The following is an 18,738-nucleotide window of genomic DNA, read 5'->3' as shown; positions in this document are numbered from 1 at the left end:
CGGCTGCTGCGTGAGATCGCCGTCTTCGCCGGCAGTTTCGATATCGACGCCGCAGCCGCCGTGCACGGCGCGCCCTGGCCGCTGGCGGTTCTCGAAACGCTGACGGGTCTGGTCCGTCGATCGCTGCTGCGAGTGCAGCCGGCGTCCTCGCCGCGCCGGTACCGAATGTTGCAGTCCATCCGCGAATTCGCTCTGGCCCGTTGCGAAGCCGACGAACTGGTTCGGGTGCGGGCGGCGCATCGACGCTGCGTCCTGGAGCGATCGCAGCTGGCGGCCGCCCACCTGCGCGACGCGCGGTCGGCACAGATGCTCGATGCGCTCGCTGCCGATGTCGCCGAGCACCGCAGCGCGATCGCCTCCGCATTCGCGGACGGCGACCCGGGCTACGTCTTGCGCCTGGCGGCAGCGCTCTACTGGTTCTGGTACCGGCGCGGCTTCATCGAGGAGGGCATCGAGGCGATCACGGGCGCGCTCGCCGCGTGTGAGCGCTCCGGACACGAGGCCGACGGGGCGACACTGGCGGCCGCCCTGGCAGGTCTCGGCGGACTGTACTACCTGTCGGGCGATCCGGTCCGGGGCGCGGAATCGACCGAGCGAGCCGCCGGGGTTGCGGCGGATGCGGGCGATCAGGCCACCGGCGCGTGGATGCGGACATGGACCACCTACATGCACGCCGTGGTCACGGCGTCGCCCGCGACGGCGGCCGCCGCCCGCGCCGCCGTCGCCGAGGTGAGCGCGGCCGGCCACCCGTGGCAGCTGGCCGAGGCGCTCATGATCGAGGGCATGATCCTGCGTTTCGTGAATCGCCTCGACGCGGCACGGGACGCGCTGCGGGAGGCGGTATCGGTCGCGGAGCGATGCGGCCACCGCTGGCCGGTCGCCTCCGCGTCGTGGACGCTGGCTCGATGCGCGATGGACACCGGCGATCCGACCGATGCACGCACGGCGTTGCGCACCATGCAGACCGCGCTGGAATCCGACGGCGACGTCACCTCGTGGCTGGTGATGGTGCATCTGGCCGCCGCGATCGCCGCAGGCAGCGGCCGTGCCGACGACGGTGCCCGCCTGCTGGGGGCCGTGCGCGCACTCGGCGGTCGGATCGGATTCCTTCCGGAGGCGATGGATCCGGTGGATGCGCCCCGCGAGGCCGCCGCGGTCCGGGCGGCGCTGTCCGAGCGGGATTTCGACGCGGGTCTGGCGGCCGGCGCGGCCATGACACGCGCCGAGGTGAACGCGCTGGTGAGCGCGGTGGGTGCCGAGCCGACGAGGACGCTGAGCGGGAGCTAAGTTCGCGCTAAGCGGTGCACGGTGTGCTGAAGACGTTCACCATCAGCGACTTCAGGAGTCACATGTCCAGCGTCTTCGATCCGCCCGCGCCGACCGGAACCGGGCGGCAACCACTGACCGGTGTCGCCCTCGCCGAGCGCCTGCGCGCGGCGGTGGCCGGTCGGGTCCACACCCCCGGCGAGGACGGATATCGCCTGTCGGCAGCCGGGTTCAACATCGCGACCGAGCACCGGGCGGCGGCCGTCGTCGTGGCCGCCGGCGCCGCCGATGTCGCGGCCGCCGTGAGCGTCGCCAACGCTGCCGGCTACACGGTCGCGGTGCAGGCCACCGGGCACGGGGCGAGCCCCACGCCTCCGCACAGCATCCTGATCGACACGGCGCTCCTGGACGCGATAGCGATCGATCCGGACGGGCGCACCGCGACGGTCGGCGCGGGCGTGCGCTGGCAGGAGGTATTGGATGCGGCCGCCCCGTTCGGACTCGCCGCGCTGGCGGGGTCATCGACCAGTGTGGGTGTGGTCGGCTACACCCTCGGCGGCGGTCTGGGCCCGATCGCGCGCACCTACGGGTTCGCCGCCGATCATGTGACCGCCATGGAGGTGGTGACCGCCGATGCGACGCTGCGCCGGGTCACGCCCGAGGCCGAGCCCGATCTGTTCCGGGCGCTGCTCGGCGGCGGCGCGGCCTTCGGAATCGTCACGCAGATGACCTTCCGGCTGTTCCCGATTCGCAGCCTGTACGCCGGCGGTCTCACCTATCGGATGGACGATGCGGCGACGGTGCTGCGGGCCTGGCGGAATTGGGTGGCGACCGTGCCGGAGGCCGTGACCAGTTCGGTGGCTGTCCTGAATCTTCCTCCGCTGCCGGAGATTCCGGAGCCGCTGCGCGGTGCGACGGTGCTGCACCTGCGCTACGCCCATGTCGGCGACGCTGCCGAGGGTGCCGCGCTGCTGCAGCCGCTGCGGTCGGTGGCATCACCGATGCTGGACACGATCGCCGAGATGCCGTATGCGGCACTCGCGTCCATCCACAACGACCCGGTCGACCCCATGCCCGCTGCCGATCGGTCCACGCTGCTGCGCGAACTGCCCGACGCGGCCATCGACGCGCTGCTGGAGGCCGCCGGTCCCGCGCGCGGACTGCCGATCACCATGACCGAGATCCGCGCTCTCGGTGGCGCACTCGCGCGAGATTCGCTGTCGCCCACCACGGTTGCGGGCAGGCAGGCCGCCTTCAACCTCCTCGTGGTCGGCGTGCTGGCACCGCCGATCGCGGCGGCGGTCCCCGCGGCACTGGACACCGTGATCGATGCCTTCTCCCCGTGGAGTCTCGGCGCGGCCACACCGAACTTCACCCGCGATCCGCACGGACGGAGCGCCGCCGAAACCATGGCGGCCTGGACCGCCGGTCAGCGCGAACGCCTGGTCGAGGCGCGCCGCCGCTACGACCCGGCCGGCATGTTCGACCCGGCCGCCCGCTGGACAATGCCCGCCCGCTGACCGCCGGCGGGGACGCGCGGCATCCGGAAAGACCTGCCACCGGTCGAAAGACCCCGAGGGGTGCGGCAGGTCGTTCCGGGTTTCCTATCGCATGGGAGGCTCTTGCTCGTCGGTAGTGCGGGACTCAGCGGCCGTTCCAGACCGGGGCGCGCTTCTCGGTGAAGGCGCGCACACCTTCGGCGGCGTCTTCGGAAAACAATGCGGTGGACGCGATGTCGTATTGCTTGTCGAAGGCGTCGGCCGTGGTCCAGTCGGATGTCTCGTCGACGATGCGTTTGCTGCCCTCCAGGCTGAGCGGTGCGTTGGCGGCGATGCGTTCGGCCAATTCCAGAGCCGCTGTGAGTGCTCGGCCCGGTTCGGCGAGGATATTGATCAGGCCGAGTTCGGCCAGCCGGGTCGCCTGCATGGGGTCGCCGGTGAGCGCCAGCTGCATGGCGATATTGCGCGGCAGACGCTCCCGCAGACGCATGACGCCGCCGGCGGCGGCGATCAGGCCGCGTTTGGGCTCCGGTATGCCGAATTGCGAATCGCTCGCGGCGACAATCAGATCCGCGGCCAAAGCCAGTTCACAGCCGCCCGCGAGGGCAGGGCCTTCGACGGCGGCGATCAACGGTTTGCGCGGCGGCTTACCGGCCAGACCCAGAGCACCGCGATTTTCGGTCAGCGGGGCTTCTCCCCGGGCCATCGCTTTCAGATCCATGCCGGAGCTGAAATAGCCGCCCGCGCCGGTGAGGACGGCGACGCGGACGTTCGGATCGGCTTCGAAAGCGTCACAGGCCTTTTCGAGCCCGAGTGCCATGGCGTGATCGACCGCGTTGCGGACCTCGGGGCGGTTCATCGTGATGATCATGACGGGGCCGCGGCGCTCCACCAGCACGGGCGGCGGTGGGGGCGCGGGCAACTCGTGGCGTTGCGTGCCATCGAAGGTGATATCGCCGTCACCGACCGTGACGGACCGGCCCAGCGCATCACCGTCGCGCAGTTCGGCGACGAGATCGGATCTGTTGCTGCGCAACAGCACTCGCGTACCGTCGGGGGTGATCAGGCTGATGATCGCCGCCTCCGGCTCGCCGTCACGTCCGTAGGGCAGCGTGTAGGCCTCGACCACCGCCGGTCCCTCGTACTCGGTCCGGACCGGACGGGCGGGCGGATTGTCGACGACCGGCCGCAAATGGGCGTAGGGCCGCTGCGGTGGTGTGGCGGAATAGATGCCCAGCGCGTGCTTGGTGACGTACCAGCCGAGTGAGGTGCTCAGCCCGAAGGCATCAGGGTCGGCGCGCAATTGCGCGACCATGGTGGCGATCGCGTGGGTGCCGTAATTGTTGCCCGGCCCGCCGCCGAAGGTCAGTCCGCCGGTCACCGAGAGCGAGCGTTCGGGATCGTCTGTGGCGAGCCCGAGTTCACGCGCCGCGATCTGCACCGCGACCGGGAAGCAGGAGTACAGGTCCACGGGACCGATCCGGTCGATGGTCAGGCCGGCATGCTCGAGCGCAGCCGCGCCGACGGCCCGGATCGCCGGGGAGGCAGCCAGTTCCGCGCGTTCGGAGACGAACCATTCGTCGTGCGCGCTGGCGCCGGCGTGGACGAACACCCATTTGTCCTGCGGGATTCCGGCCGCCTCGGCAGCGGCGGCGCTGCACAGCACCAGTCCGGCGGCCATATCCACCTGCAAATTGGCGCACAGCAGTTTGGTGTACGGGGCCGATACCGTCCGGTTGTCCGCGGTCGGTGTGGTCAATTCCGGCGCGCTGAACCGTTGCGGCAGCCAGGCATTCGGATTGTCGGCGCCCACCGCCGACAACCGCGACCACAGCTCGCCGATCGCCTCGAGATGCTGCTTCGGATCGCGGCCGAGCCGGTGCCGGTTGGCCGATTCCATGAGCGCGTACATGTAGATGGGCGCACCCAGCCCGACGGCGATTTCGGCGGCGTTGTTGGCCTCCTTGTCGATCCCGGCGATACGGGTCGGCTCCACCTCGGGGCCCTGTTCCGGCCACGTCACCTCGGTGCCCGCGCGCTGCGCGGCGGCCATGGTGGCGCCCGCTTCCGCGCCGGTCACCAGCACGATCTCGTAGGTGCCGTCGGCGATCGCCTGTGCCGCTTCATTGACCAGCAGCTGGCCACCGTCGCCACCGTAGGTCGAGGACTGCACGGTATCGGCTCCGTCGGCGCCGACCGAACGCGCCACCAGGGCGCCGAGGTCTCGATACTTCCAGGAGGCACTGGCGACCGCGAACACCGCGTCGGCGGCCGAGAGCAGCGACTGCCCCTCCCCGGCGTCCCGCGCGGCCAGCCGCAGTGCTCGCACCGCCAGCGCCGCCGGGTCCTCGGCGGTGTTCGGCTGCTGCTGCACCAGCTGTCCGGCACCGACCAGAACCGGCGTATTCGGCGCGATCGTGCGACCGGACGCCTTGTGCAGCACGGGTTTGCGCACCGATTTCGCGCCGGTGAAGGGCCCCGCCGCGGCGATACAGTCCGGCACACGGTCCAGTGATTCCCGCAGGGCCTCCGACAGGCTTCGCACCAGCGAGGCACCCAGCGGGCCGTCGACGGGTTGTCCCGACAGCCCGGCGTCGAAGTAGGCGGTCGCCCCGTTCCCCTCGGCACGCACGGTCAGCCAGAAGCCGAGGGTCAACCCCATCGGCCCGGCGCCGCGCAGCACCAGCGCGGTCTCGTCCACCGCGACCACGGTCCAGGCGACTTCGGCCGGGATGCCCATGAACTTCACCTGCTGAGCGAACTCCGATCCGGGGTACACACTGCGGGGTGCCTCGCCGCGGAAGGCCGCGTGCATGGTCAGCCATTCGGCGAAGCGGCCCGGATCGGTCAGATAGGCCGCTACCTCGGCCACCGGACGGTCGAGATGCTTGCTCGCGTGGGCTCGTTTGTCGAAGTCCGCGAGCCCGTCCGGCGGGGTGTACGCCTCGGAGACGGCCGGGCCGGCCGGAGGCGTGGCGGGCCTGCCCAGCACTCCCCCGACGACGTCGCGCAGAATCGCCGGATCGCTCGTCACGGCGCCGGCGAGTGCGCGCACCGCACGTACTCGAGCGCGCGCCTGGCGCATCACCTGGGGAAGTCGACCCACGTCAGCCACTACCTAGCCCTTTCCATCGGCGGAACTATTATTTGCGAAATAGTTCCGTGGAACTATTAGACGGATAGTGGTTCCACGTGTCAAGATGACCGCGTGACCAGACCTGGTGCGCCGCTGTCCAGCCTGCTCAGCCGCGCGATGACCCTGCTTCCGCAGTCGGCGCCCAGCGACGACGCGACGGACGCGCGGGTCCTCGACGCCGCGTTGCGAGTCCTGGCGCGCCGCGGCACCCGCGAGGCGACCATGGACGACATCGCGGCCGAGGCCGGGGTCGGCCGCACGACGCTGTTCCGCCGCTACACCGGCAAGGACCAGCTGTTCGAACGGGCGCTGGCTCGCGATATCGGCCGCATCCTGGCCGACCTCGCCGACCGCTTCACCGAAGTCACCGATCCCACCGAACAGGTGGTGCTCGGCTTTCTCACCGGGCTCGGACTGGGCGACCACATCCTGTTCCGCGATGCCGACCCACTGCGCCGAGCCGAACTCATCCAGGCTCTCGGCCAGGGCGATCCCTCACCGATCACCTTGGCCTTCAACGCCATTCGCGCGAATATCGGCAAAGCCCAAGCGGACGGCAAGATCCCGGTCCGTGACCCCGATGCCCAGGCCGACGCCCTGGTGCACCTGATCATCGGCTACCTGGCCACACCGAGCCATGCCATCGATCTGACCGATCCCGCGGCGGCCGAACGCGTCGCCCGCGCCGCCGTCGCGCCGATCCTCACTGGAACCATCGACTGATCCACACCCGTCCGGGGACGTCCCGCGACGACATCCGAATACACCGTCCCACCGCCTGTCCGCGGTGGCGCCGGTCGCTGCCCGGCGCCCGAAAACCTTACGCACGCATCCGATCCCGCACATCTCAGGAGTGATCATGACTGTCGCTTACACCGACCCCTACCGCACGCCGGAACGTCTCGCGCTACGCGCGGCGGTGGGCGATTTCGTTCGCCGCGAGGTCGCGCCGCATCTCGACCGGTGGGAACGCGAGGGTGCTCTACCCCGCGAATTGCACCGGGCCGCGGCGAAATCCGGACTGTACGGCATCGGCACGCCCGAGGCGTACGGCGGTGACGGCGGGGATCTCGTCGACATGACCGTCGCCACCGAGGCGTTCATCGAGGCCGGCGGCTCGTCGGGCTGCCACTCCGCCCTGTTCACCCACGGGATCGCGCTGCCGCACATCGTCGCCGCCGGCGACACCACTCTGATCGACCGGTACGTGCGCCCTACCCTCTCCGGGGACCTGATCGGTTCGCTCGGGGTGACCGAGCCGGAGGCGGGCTCCGACGTCGGATCCGTGCGCACCACCGCGGTCCGCGACGGCGATCACTACGTCGTCAACGGCGCGAAGCTGTTCATCACCTCCGGCACACGCGCGGATTTCGTCACCACCGCGGTGCGCACCGGCGGACCGGGCGCGGGCGGCATCAGCTTGCTCGTGATCGACACCGGCACTCCGGGTTTCGGCGTGTCGCGGAAGCTGGAGAAGATGGGCTGGTTGTGCTCGGACACCGCCGAGCTGACCTTCACCGATTGCCGGGTACCCGCCGCCAATCTGGTCGGCGCCGAGAACGGTGGATTCGCGCTGCTCGGTGCGGCTTTCGTCACCGAGCGGGTCAATATCGCGGTGCACGCGTACGCGATCGCGCAGCGCTGCCTGGATCTGACCCTCGACCACGTCCGGCGGCGGGAGAGCTTCGGCAAGCCGCTGATCGCCCGGCAGGTGGTGCGGCACAAGCTGGTCGAGATGCGCCGCCGGATCGAGCTGGCCCGCACCTTCACCCGCCAGGTCGCCGTGCGAGCCACGGCCGGCGAATTCGTCGTCGGCGAAGCCTGCCTGGCGAAGAATTCCGCCGTCGCGGCCGTCAAACACGTCGTCGACGAGGCCGTCCAGTTGCACGGCGGCATGGGGTACATGCGGGAATCGGAGGTGGAGCGCCATTACCGTGACGCGCGCATCCTCGGCATCGGCGGCGGCGCCAGCGAAGTGATGACCGATCTGGCGGCCAAGCTCTTCGGCTACGACGCCTGAGCCGGACGATCGATCGGCGCGGACGCCTCACCGCGACCGGCCGCCCCGGTCGCGGTGAGGTGGGAGCCACCCGCGGTCAGTCCATCTCTTCCAGCACTCGGCGTAGGACCTTGCCGGTGGCATTGCGCGGCAGTTCGTCCAGGATGACCACATCGCGGGGAACCTTGTAGCGGGCCAGGTTCTGCTTCACGTACGCCTTGATGTCCGGGGCGTTCACGATGGCTCCGGGCGCTGGAACGATGTAGGCGCGCAGGCGTTTTCCGAACTCGTCGTCGGGCACGCCGACGACCGACACCTCGTCGATGTCGGGCCGTGCCGCGAGCAGGTTCTCGATCTCCAGCGGGTAGACGTTCTCACCGCCGGAGACGATCATGTCGTCGTCGCGGCCGTCGATGTGCAGCAGCCCGTGCTCGTCGATCCGGCCCATATCGCCGGTGGACATGTACCCGTCGATGAACTGCTTGTGGCGGCCGTCGGTGTACCCCTCGAACGGCGCGCCACTGCGCACGAACACCCGACCGGAGACGTTCCGGGTGCTCACCCGGCGCCCTTCGTCGTCGAACAACGCGATCCTGCTCGTCACCGGCGGGCGACCGACGGTGCCCGGGGCACGGCGCAATTCGTGCGGCTGCGCCACCGTCGCCACCGCGACCTCGGTCGAACCGTAGAGGTTGTAGAGCACGTCGCCGAAGGTGTCCTGCACCCGGGTCGCCAGCTCCGGGGACAACGCCGAGCCCGCCACGGCAATGGTTGTCAGCGCCGACAGGTCGTAGCGGCCGATGACGTCGGGACCCAGCGCCACCAGGCGATGCAGCATGGTCGGCACCGCGACCAGCATCTCGGCACGGTGCTCGCTCACCGCGCGCAACGTGGCCTCGGCGTCGAACCGGCGCAAGAGCACGGTCTTGTTGCCCAGGGCGGTGGCCACGGTCCACGTCCCGAAACCGGTCGAATGGAAGATCGGCGACACGATGACCACAGAGCCCCTGCGCGGGAACGGAATACGGTCCGCGATCATCGCACTCGCCAGCGGTGTCACCTTGGTGCGCGGCGCCCCCTTGGGCAGGCCCGTGGTACCGCTGGTGAGGATGATGAAGCCACCCGGCTGTGCCGGCGCCGGTGGCATCCGGTGGTCGCCCGCGTCGATCAGCTCATCAACGGTGCGCGCGCCCGCCGGTACCGCGTGCCCCTCGTCCACCCAGGTGAGGATGCGCGGCAGCGTCGGCGGTAGCGCATCGAGCAGGTCGCCGAACTCGCTGTCGTGCAACATGGCTCGCACGTTCTCCCGCGCGGCGACCTCGGCGAACTGCGGCTTGGCGAATCCGGTGTTCATCATGGCCAGCCGCAGTCCGGCGCGACCGGCCGCGCTGATCGCCAGCACCAGCCCGCGATGGTCGCGCGCCAGGACCCCGACCACCGAACCGGCCGTAAGCCCCTGCGCCAGTAGCGCATTGGCCAGTGCGTTGGACTGCGCGTCGAGTTCACCGTAGGTCAGCACGCCGCGCTCGTCGGCGATCGCGGGCCGGTGCGGGTGGTGGCGGGCCCCCGCCATGATCAACGCCGCCGGAGGACCGTAGATCCGGTTCTCCCGGGCCATGCGCGCGACCCGATCCGGGCGTGTCAAGTCGATCACGCCGCGCTGATGCAGGCGGACGACGGCGCGCAGCGTCTCGGCCGCGTCACCGAGCCCGGCCACCAGGCTCTCGAGATTCCGTGCCATGAAGTGAATTCCTCCTCGGGACAAGATGTTTCGCGGAAAGGCCGCGTGTTCTCAGCTCCGGCCCGCACGTTCGAGATAGCGCGCTCGCTGCGACATATCGGCGCCGGACACGGTGTCGTGGCTGCCCAGTAGGCGGCCGAACCGATTGCGCAGCCCTTCCGGCATCGCGGTGAGCAGCGCGATGGCGATCCCGCCGATGCGGGGGACGACTCGCAGCCCGCCGCGGCGGCGAGCCAATGCGTCGACCACCGCGCGCGCGACATCCTCGGGTTCGACGAAGCCGATCACCCGGGTGATCCGGTTCGGAGACAGCCCGGCGATCAGCTCGGTGTTGACGAAGGCCGGGCACAGGGTGCTCACGTGCACATCGAATGCCGCCAACTCCTGATGCAACGCCGAACCGAGGCCGACGACGCCGAATTTGGTCGCCGAATACGTTGCGACATCCGGCGTTCCGACCAAGCCGAGAACGGAGGCCACGTTCACGATATGGCCGCGGCGGCGAGCGGCGAACCGCCGACCGGCGAGCTTCGATCCGATGATCACCCCGCGCAGGTTGATGTCCAGTTGCCGGTCGGCCAGATCCATCGGCTCCTCGAGGAACGAGCCGGTCGGCATGATCCCCGCGTTGTTGACCAGGCCGTCCAGCCCGCCGAGCTCCGCTTCGGCCCGATCCAGGAAGTTCTCGAATGACTCGCGATCACGCACGTCCAGCGGGACGCCGATCACGTCGGTACCCGTCGCGGCGGTCAGTTCCGCGGCCGTCGCCGCCAGTGTGTCGGCATCGATGTCGCCGATCACCACCCGCGCTCCCGACGCGGCCAAGGCCGCCGCGGTGGCTCGCCCGATACCTCTCGCACCGCCGGTGACCGCCACCCGCATGCCTGCCAGCCCCATACCCACTCTCCACTCCTCGCTTGTCTCGCGTATCACGAGGTTAGGAAGCAGACGCCCTGCCGATCCATGATCTAACCGGCCAAGACTTGTGCTTTTCGGCCATTCTGTCCGAGGATGGGCCCATGGCTGTCCACCCGAATATGCCGCGGTCGAGCACCAGCGCCGCGATCCTGGTTCAGCTCGGCCTCACCCACGGCCTGACCCTCGCGCAATGCCTCGACGGCTCGGATATCACCCTGTCGATTCTGAACGATGCGAACGGCGAGGTCCGCGCCGCACAGGAATTGCGGGTGGTCCAGAACCTGGTCACGCGGCTGGGGCATATTCCCGGCCTCGGCCTGGCCGCAGGGCAGCGCTATCACCTTGCAGCACACGGCATCTGGGCATTCGCGGTGATGACGAGCCGAACCGTACGCGAAGCGCTGCGCATCGGGATCGAGCATATGGACATCGCCCATTCCTTCGCCCGCTGGCGCATTCAGGAAACCCCCACCGGCGCCACGGTGACGTTGGACTACTCGGCGGCGCCGTCCGCACTGCGGCAGTTCCTGCTCGAACGCGACCTGGCCGAACTCATCACGCTGGATCGCGAACTGCTCGGCGCGGCGGTACCGCCCACGACCGTCGAACTCGCCTGTCCCGCACCTGCCTACGCCGAGCGGTTCACCGAACTGCTCGGGGTCTACCCTACCTTCGACGCACCGGTCACCCGGCTCATCCTCACGCGGGAAATCTTGGAACTTCCCATGCCCCAGGCGAATCCACATGTCGCCGCGCTCGCCCACCAGCAAGCGGCCGAGATCATGCAACGCCGGCGCCGGCGCGACGGCACCGCGGCCCGCGTCCGCGCCGGCCTCCTGACCCGCGGCGTCACCGCCGCCCAGGAAGATATCGCCGCCGATCTCCGCATGAGTGTGCGCACCCTACGTCGGCGCCTCGACGCAGAAGGCACCTCCTACCGTGGCCTGGTCGCCGAGACCCGCCACCTCCTCGCCGAAGAACTCCTCACCCTCGGCACCACCGTCGACGAGGTCGCCCGCCGACTCGGCTACGCCGACGCTTCCGCCTTCACTCACGCCTTCACCCGCTGGACCGGCACGACTCCGGGCCGCTTCGCCCGCTCTGCGAGGTGACCCCGTTCACGCGCTTCCGGGAGCAGCGGATTCGACTGGGGCGCAGGCCAGTTCACGCAACGCCGCGGTGATCTCGTCGGCGCACTCGAGCGGCCCGCAATGCCCGCTGTCGACTTCGCGGAGTTCGATCAACCGGGGCAGCGCCGAGGCGATCAACCGCGATCGCGCGGGAGGAGCGATCTTGTCCCTGCTGCCCGCGATCACCATCGTGGGGACCGTGAGAGAGCTCGGATCGAGCGCTGTCACGAGATTCACCAGCATCGCCCCGTACCCACCTCGGCCGCGTGCGGACGTGGCGCCGATCATCCGATCGAGTTCACGGCCGACCCGCCGCGCGGAGGCGGTTCCGAGAGCGAGATGGGACAGCAACCGGTGCCGCACCGGCATCCGGCGCGGCAGCGGGAGGCCCGCCAGCGGCGCCACCGTCCGCGCCAGTCGGCGGCGGGCACCGGCCAGTCGCCGCGGGCCACGCAGGAACTGCACGTTGTCGAGGATCTCCCCGGGTGTGGTGTTCACGAGGGCGACCGCGCGAGCGCGGGCAGCCACCTCACCGGGATATCTGTTCGCCCAGGCGATCACGGCGATACCGCCCAGGGAATGTCCGGCGATCACGGCGGGCCGCTCGGCCGGGACCGTGGCGGATACGACGGCGTGCAGATCGTCGGCGAGGTGTTCGAGGGTGTAGCGGCCACGCCGGGCGGCTTCGCTACGACCGTGACCGCGATGGTCGAAGGCCACCACACGAAACTCCCCGCACAGTGCCGCGATCTGGTTGCGCCAGAAACCGAGCGCGCACAGCACACCGTGGGTGAGCACGATCGTGGGCCCGTCCACGGGGCCGTGAATTTCCACATGCAGGCGAGTGCCGTCCGCACTGCGAATCTGGCGCACCTGCACCGGGCCGTCGGCCGACACTCGCTGCCGCCCGTCGGCCACCGCTTCACTCATGAGACTATTTTTAGCATATAAGTCTCAAGTGAGACGATGGTCCGATGCCTCGTTCATCTGTGCCGCTGACAAGCCTGTTCGGCCGCGCGATCGACAAGGCCGTCGCAGCCACCCCCGTAGGTCCGGAGGTGGCGCGCGTCTACGAGGCGGCGCTGCGCGTACTCACCGAACACGGCACACACGCCGCGACGATGGACGACGTCGCGGCCCGCTCCGGGATGAGTCGTGCCACCCTCTTCCGGCGCTTCGGTGGCCGCGACGCTCTGTTCGAGGCGGCCGTCGCGCATACGCTGCACGACTTCCTCACCGAGATCACCTCGACATACCTCACCGTCACCGACCCCACCGAGCGGATCGCCGAAGCTTTCGTCGCCTGCCTGCGCCTGCGCCGGCAACTGCTCGCGAACAACACCGGAGCGCCGTACAACGCCGAGCTGCTCACGGCGCTCACCTCCGGCGATCCGTCCCCGATGGACATCGGCCACCGTTTCGTCGCCGCCCGGATACGCGCCGGACAGGCCGAGGGCACACTGCCGCCCGGCGACCCGGACCTGCAAGCCGGCGCGGTCATCCGGCTCACGCTGGGCTATCTCCTCTTCCCGCCCACCGGCTTCGACCTCGACGACGAAACCGTCGCGCGCGACCTCGCCCGCCGCGTCATCGCTCCGCTCGTCACGACTCCGATGCGCTGACCGACCCATCCCGGCCTTTCGTCCGAAAGTCACCACGGCAGGCGAGTCTCAGCCGTAACATTCTGGCTCCGCACGTTGCCAGATGCGGGTTCAGCACGTGAACAAGACTTTTCGGAGGATCAGAGGGATGCGGACGCTCGGAAGAAGGTTGTGGACAGCAGTGGTCGCACTGCTGGCAGCGGCGGCGATGGCTCCGAACGCCGGAGCGGAACCGACCTATCCCGTGCAGTGGGACTTCCGGGCCGCCATCCCGAAGATGCTCGATCAGACACTCGACGCGCACTGGCATCCGGCCGGTGCCAACGACCCGAACTGCCGACTCACCCCGCAACACCCGAACCCGGTGATCCTGCTCAACGCCACCGCCACCGCCCAGTGGGCATACACCGCCGGCGCACCCTTTCTCGCCGACCAGGGCTACTGCGTCTACACCTTCAACTACGGCAACATCACCGCGGTCCCGTCCTCCCCGGTGCAGGGGCTGGCCGATATCCGCAGCTCTGCCGAGGAGATCTCGCAACAGGTCGACCGCATCATGAACGAGACCGGAGCGAAGAAGGTCGACCTGGTCGGATGGTCACAGGGCGGCGGACTGTTACCGCACTACTACATCGACTTTCTCGGCGGAGACACCAAGGTCGACAAGATGATCGGCCTCGCACCCGGCAATCACGGTTCGACCGGCGATATGCTCACCTACCTCCGTTATTTCATCCCGCCGTTCGGCGAGATGGGCTACCGGATCGTCGCCGCGCTGCTGCCCGCCTTCGCGCAGCAGACCCAGTATTCGGAGCTGGTCCAGCAGGTGTACGGCAGCGGCGACACTCGGCCGGGCCCGCACTATACGACGATCGTCTCCAAATACGACGAGATCGCCACCCCGTACACCAACGGCTTCCTCGACGGACCGAACGTCACGAATATCCTCCTGCAGGACGGCTGCCCGCAGGATCTGTCCGAACATCTCGCCATCGCCTACAGCGAACGCGCCTGGCGCTACGTGAAGAACGCCCTCACCCCCTCCGAGGCCGAGCCCGTGCCATGTATGCAGGTCGACCCGTTCTACCCTGGAATGAGCGCCGGCCGCTAGTTCGAATCCGCTTCTCGCGGGGTGGATTTGGCCGGAATGTGGCTCAGTGCCTCCTCGGCCATGGCGGTGATGGTGAGGCTCGGGTTGACGCCCACATTCGCCGGTACCGCGGACCCGTCGGTCACCAGTAGATTGCGGTAGCCGAAGACCCGGTGGTATCGGTCGACCACTCCTCGGCTCGCGTCGGGCCCGATCACGGCGCCGCCGAGGATATGAGCCGTGGTGGGCGAGCTGATCAGCGATTCGGCGACGGAGCTTTCGGGGTAGCCGCCGATGTGTCGCGCCGCCAGTTCGGTGAACCGGTTCGCGATCGGCAGATAGCTCGCCGGGGCTGTGCCGGCATCGTCGACGACGGTGGCCATCCCCGAACCGAATCTCTTGGGACGCAACCGGAGTGAGCTGTCGAGGCTTTGCATGACGGTGAAGACGACGGTGCGGCGGGACCAGCCACGGATGCGCATGGGATTCAGCCAGCGGAACGGATGCCGGGCGATCTCTCGCACGAATTGCAGGGTTCGCCGCCGGCCGCCGGTGAACGGCCCGAAGGTCAAGGCCAACGCGTCACCGGCCGCCGCGTAGGTGTTGTTGGTGACATGGGTGTGCTCGTCGGGATGCACACTCATCGTGATGGTCAGGTCGGTGGCGAGATCGGCCGAGCGGTCGTGCGCGGTGACCGCGGTGATGGCTTCGCTGTTGGTGCGTACGAAATGCCCCACACGGTCCGACAGTCTCGGTAGCGAACCCGTCGCGCGTGCTCGGGTGAGCAGTTCACTCGTTCCCATCGCTCCGCCCGCGAACACGACTCCGTGCGCGTGCACGACTTGGCGGTCACGCCGTATCCAGGCGCCGGAACGTTCGGTAGTGACGGCGTAACCGTCGCTGCCGTCGGCGGCGCCGAGCGGGCGAATACCGACGACCGTGCGTTCGGGCCGGATCTCGACTCCGAACCCTTCGGCCAGGTGGAGATAATTCTTGACCAGGCTGTTCTTGGCGCCGTGGCGGCAACCGAGCAGACATTCGCCGCAGCGTAGGCACCCGGTGCGTTCAGGTCCGGCACCGCCGAAGAAGGGATCCGGCACCGTCTTGCCCGGAGTGCCGAGATACACCCCCACTCTGGTCTGGTGCACGGCATCCGGCACACCGAGGTCGGCCGCGACGGCGCGCATCATCTGCTCACTTCGACCGTCGCTGTGACAGTCCACTACCCCCAGCATGCGTTCGGCGGTGGCGTAGTGCGGAGCGAGCACCGCTCGCCAATCCGCGAGCTCGGCCCACTGCTCGTGCCGGTAGAAGTCGTCGGAGTGCGGAACGTACAGCGTGCTCGCGTACACCAGGGACCCGCCGCCGACGCCGACCCCGCAGATCACCGATACGTGCTTCATCGGCCGCAGTTGGAGGATCCCTCTGAGGCCGATGCGCGGAGCCCACAGCATGCGCGGGGCCTGCCATGCGCTGGTGGCGAAGTCCTCGTCCCGGTAGCGGCGGCCTTTCTCCACCACGGTGACGGAGTATCCCTTCTCGGCCAGTCGCAACGCGGCGACGCTGCCGCCGAAACCGGATCCGATCACGATCCAATCGCGCATCACCGAACCTCCCGTCGCAGCAGGAAAGGCGAGCCGCCGCGGGGCGTGAGGGGCAGGCCGAACGTCAGGCCCAGCACGGTCCCGTCCGCAAGGATGCGCAGATCGTCGACGACCCGCCGCCAGGGGAAGGGGGCATCGGATGCATAGCTGACCACCACGGCCGGCGCGCCGTCGAGCCGGGAGGGACCGATGGTCGCGCGCAGCGGCAGGGTGGCCGATTCGCCGCGCGGGCCGGCGAGGTTGTACCCCGTCAGCCCGTCCCCCGCGGGAGCTGGTCGCAGATCCTTACCCCACCAGTCCGCCAGGCCGGTGAGCCGGAACGCTATCGGGGCCAGCGCACGCACGAGCGCCGGTCCGGCGAGCTCGGCCTCGAGACGTCCCGTCACCTCCGCGAGGTCCGGGCACGCCGCAGTCCGAAACAGTGCGCGTAACTCTTCGCTGCTGCGCCGGGCGAGGGTGTTGTCCATGACAGGGAAGTGTGCGTTCCACCGACCTGCGGGGTATTGCCCACCGACGACAGAGATTTACCTCTGGACGACAGGTTCGGCGACGCCGCCCGCGCGGCGGATGGCGCTCGGGGTGGCGCCGAACCAGCGCAGGCAGCAGCGCGTCAGTGCCGACTGCTCCGCCAGTCCGACCGCAGCCGTCACGCGAGACAGGGCGAGGTCGGACTCGATCAAGTGGCGTAGCGCGGCATCGCGGCGGACCGCGTCGAGAATCTCGGCGTAGGACGTGCCCTCCGCCACCAGCCTGCGCTGCAGAGTTCGCGCGTGAATACCGAAAGTGGCTGCGACAGCTGATAACTCGATCGCCCCACTGCCCAGAGCCTGGTCGAGATAGCCACGAACCCGCGGGACGTACACCTGCTGCGGGTCGGGGTAACGCGAGGTGAGGTAGTCCAGGGCGAGCTTTCTGAGCAGCGGATTCGCCGCCGCCAGCGAGGAGTCCAGCCCCTCGACCGGCAATCTCAGGGTGGCCGTGCGGCGGCCGAATCGGGCCGGCGCCCCGAAACACTCCACGTACCGCTCGGGCGGGGCGATCCGGGAATGCGGGAAGTCCACGCCTATCGGCGGCGTCGCCGCGCCGAGTTCGAGTCGACCCACCCGATATGCCACCAGCAGCGCCATTTCGACGACCTGTCGCGTGGGCGGGGGCGCACTCAGCGAGTACCGCACACCGGCCACGTCCGCATTCCCGTCCGGATCATCGGTCAGGGTGAACGACACCGCCGGGCTGTGCACGAACATGAACCGGGATGCACTCTCGACCGCTTCGCGCAGGGTCGCCGAGTGGAGCATGACCACCGCGAGCGGGCCGAGGATCGAAATGTCTTGGCGTTCGGCCACTCTCAGGCCCAGGTCGGGGACATCCAATTCGGCGGATGCGTGTTCCAGCAGCCGCGCCAGACTGCGATGCGAGATGAGCGCGTCCTCGGAGTCCAGCAGCGCGGGTTCGATTCCGACATGTGCGAGCAGCGCGGCAGGGTCACCTCCGCACTCTTCGATCACGCTCCCGAAACCCCGCAGGGCGGCAGCTCGGATCACATCGCTCATGTCGCGCCAGGATAAATCACGATCCGAGTGATGACCGACCGCGCTCGTCACGAGGAGTGCTGGGCGAATGTTTCATCTCGGTCGCTACGCCCGGAGCGGCCGCGCGCCACGAGTAGACTGCAGCTTGCTCGCAGATGTCCAAAAGGTGAACTCAAAGGGAGTGACGATGGACCTTCTCGAGGGCGGGGTAAAAGCGATTTCGTGGACGGCCGATGCGACCACCTCCGCGGCCGGGGCGGTGGGCGGCGCCGCGGTGAACGGAGTTCTCGGCGGGATGCAGGGCGTCGTGTCCGGGGTGCGGAGCGGACTGAGCAGCGGGAGTCATTCGACACCGGCCGCCGCGCTCACGTTGGCGGCGATCGGAGCCACGGGAGTCGTGGACTGGCCTGTGCTCCTGGGCGTCGGCGGCACCGCACTCGTACTCCGGAGGCTCACCTCGCACCCGGACCAGCAACCGTCGTCGGGCACCAGGGCTCCCGCCGCGCAGCGCAAGCAGCCGGCACGCAGTGACCGACCGGCCCGCCGCAGCGACGGTGGCAAAAAGACGCCCGCCCGCAAGACCGCGGCCCGCTCACGGCGCGCACCCAGCAAGGCGTAACCGGCGCCGGCGGACCTCCAGCAGCCTTCCGCGTGACCGTGGGCGCACGCTTCTCGTTGCGCGTCGACGGCCGTCCTACGTGACGTCGTCGGCCTCGACTCGCGGCGTAGCGTGGGAACGGTCAGCGCGATGATTCGCCGACGACGTCGATGACTCCCAGGCGCCACAACGCCGCGTACAACTCACGCAGGGGAACGGTCAGCACCTGCGTCAGCGCGCCCGTCAACGGATCCTGGCCGCCTACATCAGCTGTCCTCACGACGGCCACTGTGGCGAACTCGAGCGTCGGGACCCCGAATTTTGCATGACCGGAAGGCAACATATGGCCGACAAATCGCATACCAGCCACCGGAACGCGGTCGACAAGGTCATGGCCGCGCACAGTTTCGCGGTGGAACTGCCTCTGCTCGGCCGAGTACCGATCCCCCGCCCCGAACAACTGGCCTACTACGGCGCACTGGGCGCCCTGGCCGCCGCGGAAATCATCGAATGGCCCGTCGCCCTGGTACTGGCCGGCGGGCACTGGCTCGCGGAAAACCAGCACAACCGCGTGGCCCACGAAATCGGCGAGGCCCTCGAAGACGCCTGATTCCCACCTCGGAC

17 protein-coding genes are annotated in these 18,738 nt (G+C 69.1%); 9 read left to right on the top strand and 8 right to left on the bottom strand.

Going from position 1 to position 18,738, the window contains the following annotated elements; all coding sequences use genetic code 11:
- Nucleotides 1-60: 60 nt before the first annotated feature.
- Together IG65_RS39165 and IG65_RS0119265 are read left to right on the top strand one after the other, a co-directional pair.
- Entirely contained in the window at nucleotides 61-1,287 is a 1,227-nt protein-coding gene (locus IG65_RS39165; protein WP_231509287.1) for a hypothetical protein, read from the top strand.
- Nucleotides 1,288-1,349: 62 nt separating this feature from the next.
- Nucleotides 1,350-2,786 (top strand): FAD-binding oxidoreductase, encoded by a 1,437-nt coding sequence (locus IG65_RS0119265; RefSeq protein ID WP_063833679.1) that lies wholly within the window; start codon nucleotides 1,350-1,352, stop codon nucleotides 2,784-2,786.
- A 124-nt stretch (nucleotides 2,787-2,910) separates the two neighbouring features.
- On the opposite strand, the gene IG65_RS0119260 is transcribed toward IG65_RS0119265, so the two are convergent.
- Nucleotides 2,911-5,871 (bottom strand): crotonase/enoyl-CoA hydratase family protein, encoded by a 2,961-nt coding sequence (locus IG65_RS0119260; RefSeq protein WP_030516326.1) that lies wholly within the window; start codon nucleotides 5,869-5,871, stop codon nucleotides 2,911-2,913.
- Nucleotides 5,872-5,973: 102 nt separating this feature from the next.
- Between IG65_RS0119260 and IG65_RS0119255 the strand changes: the two genes are divergently transcribed.
- Nucleotides 5,974-6,624, top strand: a complete 651-nt coding sequence (locus IG65_RS0119255) for a TetR/AcrR family transcriptional regulator (protein ID WP_030516325.1) — start codon at nucleotides 5,974-5,976, stop codon at nucleotides 6,622-6,624.
- Nucleotides 6,625-6,760: 136 nt separating this feature from the next.
- Nucleotides 6,761-7,921, top strand: coding sequence for an acyl-CoA dehydrogenase family protein (locus IG65_RS0119250; RefSeq protein ID WP_030516324.1), 1,161 nt, complete (start codon nucleotides 6,761-6,763; stop codon nucleotides 7,919-7,921).
- A 76-nt stretch (nucleotides 7,922-7,997) separates the two neighbouring features.
- Here the strand turns inward: IG65_RS0119250 and IG65_RS0119245 are convergent, their stop codons facing one another.
- Both IG65_RS0119245 and IG65_RS0119240 read right to left on the bottom strand, forming a co-directional pair.
- On the bottom strand, nucleotides 7,998-9,641 hold the full coding sequence (locus IG65_RS0119245; protein ID WP_030516323.1) for an acyl-CoA synthetase: 1,644 nt from the start codon (nucleotides 9,639-9,641) through the stop codon (nucleotides 7,998-8,000).
- Nucleotides 9,642-9,692: 51 nt separating this feature from the next.
- Nucleotides 9,693-10,538, bottom strand: a complete 846-nt coding sequence (locus tag IG65_RS0119240; protein WP_030516322.1) for an SDR family NAD(P)-dependent oxidoreductase — start codon at nucleotides 10,536-10,538, stop codon at nucleotides 9,693-9,695.
- Between the two features lie 122 nt (nucleotides 10,539-10,660).
- On the opposite strand from IG65_RS0119240, the gene IG65_RS0119235 reads away from it, so the two are divergent.
- Nucleotides 10,661-11,671 carry an AraC family transcriptional regulator gene (locus IG65_RS0119235; protein WP_030516321.1) on the top strand — a complete coding sequence of 337 codons (1,011 nt, stop codon included), beginning with the start codon at nucleotides 10,661-10,663 and terminating at the stop codon, nucleotides 11,669-11,671.
- A 6-nt stretch (nucleotides 11,672-11,677) separates the two neighbouring features.
- On the opposite strand, the gene IG65_RS0119230 is transcribed toward IG65_RS0119235, so the two are convergent.
- Nucleotides 11,678-12,619, bottom strand: a complete 942-nt coding sequence (locus tag IG65_RS0119230) for an alpha/beta fold hydrolase (protein ID WP_051756472.1) — start codon at nucleotides 12,617-12,619, stop codon at nucleotides 11,678-11,680.
- Nucleotides 12,620-12,663: 44 nt separating this feature from the next.
- Between IG65_RS0119230 and IG65_RS0119225 the strand changes: the two genes are divergently transcribed.
- Nucleotides 12,664-13,311 (top strand): TetR/AcrR family transcriptional regulator, encoded by a 648-nt coding sequence (locus tag IG65_RS0119225; protein ID WP_081879589.1) that lies wholly within the window; start codon nucleotides 12,664-12,666, stop codon nucleotides 13,309-13,311.
- Nucleotides 13,312-13,438: 127 nt separating this feature from the next.
- Entirely contained in the window at nucleotides 13,439-14,401 is a 963-nt protein-coding gene (locus tag IG65_RS0119220; RefSeq protein WP_030516318.1) for a triacylglycerol lipase, read from the top strand.
- Here IG65_RS0119220 and IG65_RS0119215 read toward each other — a convergent pair.
- From IG65_RS0119215 to IG65_RS0119205, 3 genes are read right to left on the bottom strand one after another with little or no spacing between them, the layout of a single operon-like run.
- Nucleotides 14,398-15,984, bottom strand: coding sequence for an FAD-dependent oxidoreductase (locus tag IG65_RS0119215; protein WP_036525170.1), 1,587 nt, complete (start codon nucleotides 15,982-15,984; stop codon nucleotides 14,398-14,400). The genes IG65_RS0119220 and IG65_RS0119215 overlap by 4 nt on opposite strands.
- Nucleotides 15,984-16,451 carry a hypothetical protein gene (locus IG65_RS35980; RefSeq protein ID WP_051756471.1) on the bottom strand — a complete coding sequence of 156 codons (468 nt, stop codon included), beginning with the start codon at nucleotides 16,449-16,451 and terminating at the stop codon, nucleotides 15,984-15,986. The genes IG65_RS0119215 and IG65_RS35980 overlap by 1 nt, the downstream gene beginning before the upstream one ends.
- Nucleotides 16,452-16,508: 57 nt before the next feature.
- Nucleotides 16,509-17,537 carry an AraC family transcriptional regulator gene (locus IG65_RS0119205; RefSeq protein WP_030516315.1) on the bottom strand — a complete coding sequence of 343 codons (1,029 nt, stop codon included), beginning with the start codon at nucleotides 17,535-17,537 and terminating at the stop codon, nucleotides 16,509-16,511.
- A 166-nt stretch (nucleotides 17,538-17,703) separates the two neighbouring features.
- Between IG65_RS0119205 and IG65_RS0119200 the strand changes: the two genes are divergently transcribed.
- Nucleotides 17,704-18,135 (top strand): hypothetical protein, encoded by a 432-nt coding sequence (locus IG65_RS0119200; protein WP_030516314.1) that lies wholly within the window; start codon nucleotides 17,704-17,706, stop codon nucleotides 18,133-18,135.
- 121 nt (nucleotides 18,136-18,256) lie between these two features.
- On the opposite strand, the gene IG65_RS37845 is transcribed toward IG65_RS0119200, so the two are convergent.
- Nucleotides 18,257-18,394 carry an Rv1535 domain-containing protein gene (locus tag IG65_RS37845; RefSeq protein ID WP_156055684.1) on the bottom strand — a complete coding sequence of 46 codons (138 nt, stop codon included), beginning with the start codon at nucleotides 18,392-18,394 and terminating at the stop codon, nucleotides 18,257-18,259.
- Nucleotides 18,395-18,457: 63 nt separating this feature from the next.
- On the opposite strand from IG65_RS37845, the gene IG65_RS0119190 reads away from it, so the two are divergent.
- Nucleotides 18,458-18,724, top strand: a complete 267-nt coding sequence (locus IG65_RS0119190; RefSeq protein WP_106958407.1) for a hypothetical protein — start codon at nucleotides 18,458-18,460, stop codon at nucleotides 18,722-18,724.
- Nucleotides 18,725-18,738 lie beyond the last annotated feature (14 nt).

This window comes from Nocardia sp. NRRL WC-3656, from assembly GCF_000720265.1.
Lineage (GTDB): Bacteria > Actinomycetota > Actinomycetes > Mycobacteriales > Mycobacteriaceae > Nocardia > Nocardia nova.
Note: the sequence above shows the minus strand (reverse complement) of the source record. Positions and strands in the feature narration are given on the sequence as shown.

What these genes read in the sequence shown, in the direction of transcription:
- IG65_RS0119265 (WP_063833679.1), top strand. Translation starts at nt 1,350, where the DNA reads ATGTCCAGCGTCTTCGATCCGCCCGCGCCGACCGGAACCGGGCGGCAA.
- IG65_RS0119250 (WP_030516324.1), top strand. Translation starts at nt 6,761, where the DNA reads ATGACTGTCGCTTACACCGACCCCTACCGCACGCCGGAACGTCTCGCG.
- IG65_RS0119245 (WP_030516323.1), bottom strand. Translation starts at nt 9,641, where the DNA reads ATGGCACGGAATCTCGAGAGCCTGGTGGCCGGGCTCGGTGACGCGGCC.
- IG65_RS0119240 (WP_030516322.1), bottom strand. Translation starts at nt 10,538, where the DNA reads ATGGGGCTGGCAGGCATGCGGGTGGCGGTCACCGGCGGTGCGAGAGGT.
- IG65_RS0119235 (WP_030516321.1), top strand. Translation starts at nt 10,661, where the DNA reads ATGGCTGTCCACCCGAATATGCCGCGGTCGAGCACCAGCGCCGCGATC.
- IG65_RS0119230 (WP_051756472.1), bottom strand. Translation starts at nt 12,619, where the DNA reads ATGAGTGAAGCGGTGGCCGACGGGCGGCAGCGAGTGTCGGCCGACGGC.
- IG65_RS0119225 (WP_081879589.1), top strand. Translation starts at nt 12,664, where the DNA reads ATGCCTCGTTCATCTGTGCCGCTGACAAGCCTGTTCGGCCGCGCGATC.
- IG65_RS0119220 (WP_030516318.1), top strand. Translation starts at nt 13,439, where the DNA reads ATGCGGACGCTCGGAAGAAGGTTGTGGACAGCAGTGGTCGCACTGCTG.
- IG65_RS0119215 (WP_036525170.1), bottom strand. Translation starts at nt 15,984, where the DNA reads ATGCGCGATTGGATCGTGATCGGATCCGGTTTCGGCGGCAGCGTCGCC.
- IG65_RS35980 (WP_051756471.1), bottom strand. Translation starts at nt 16,451, where the DNA reads ATGGACAACACCCTCGCCCGGCGCAGCAGCGAAGAGTTACGCGCACTG.
- IG65_RS0119205 (WP_030516315.1), bottom strand. Translation starts at nt 17,537, where the DNA reads ATGAGCGATGTGATCCGAGCTGCCGCCCTGCGGGGTTTCGGGAGCGTG.
- IG65_RS0119200 (WP_030516314.1), top strand. Translation starts at nt 17,704, where the DNA reads ATGGACCTTCTCGAGGGCGGGGTAAAAGCGATTTCGTGGACGGCCGAT.
- IG65_RS0119190 (WP_106958407.1), top strand. Translation starts at nt 18,458, where the DNA reads ATGGCCGACAAATCGCATACCAGCCACCGGAACGCGGTCGACAAGGTC.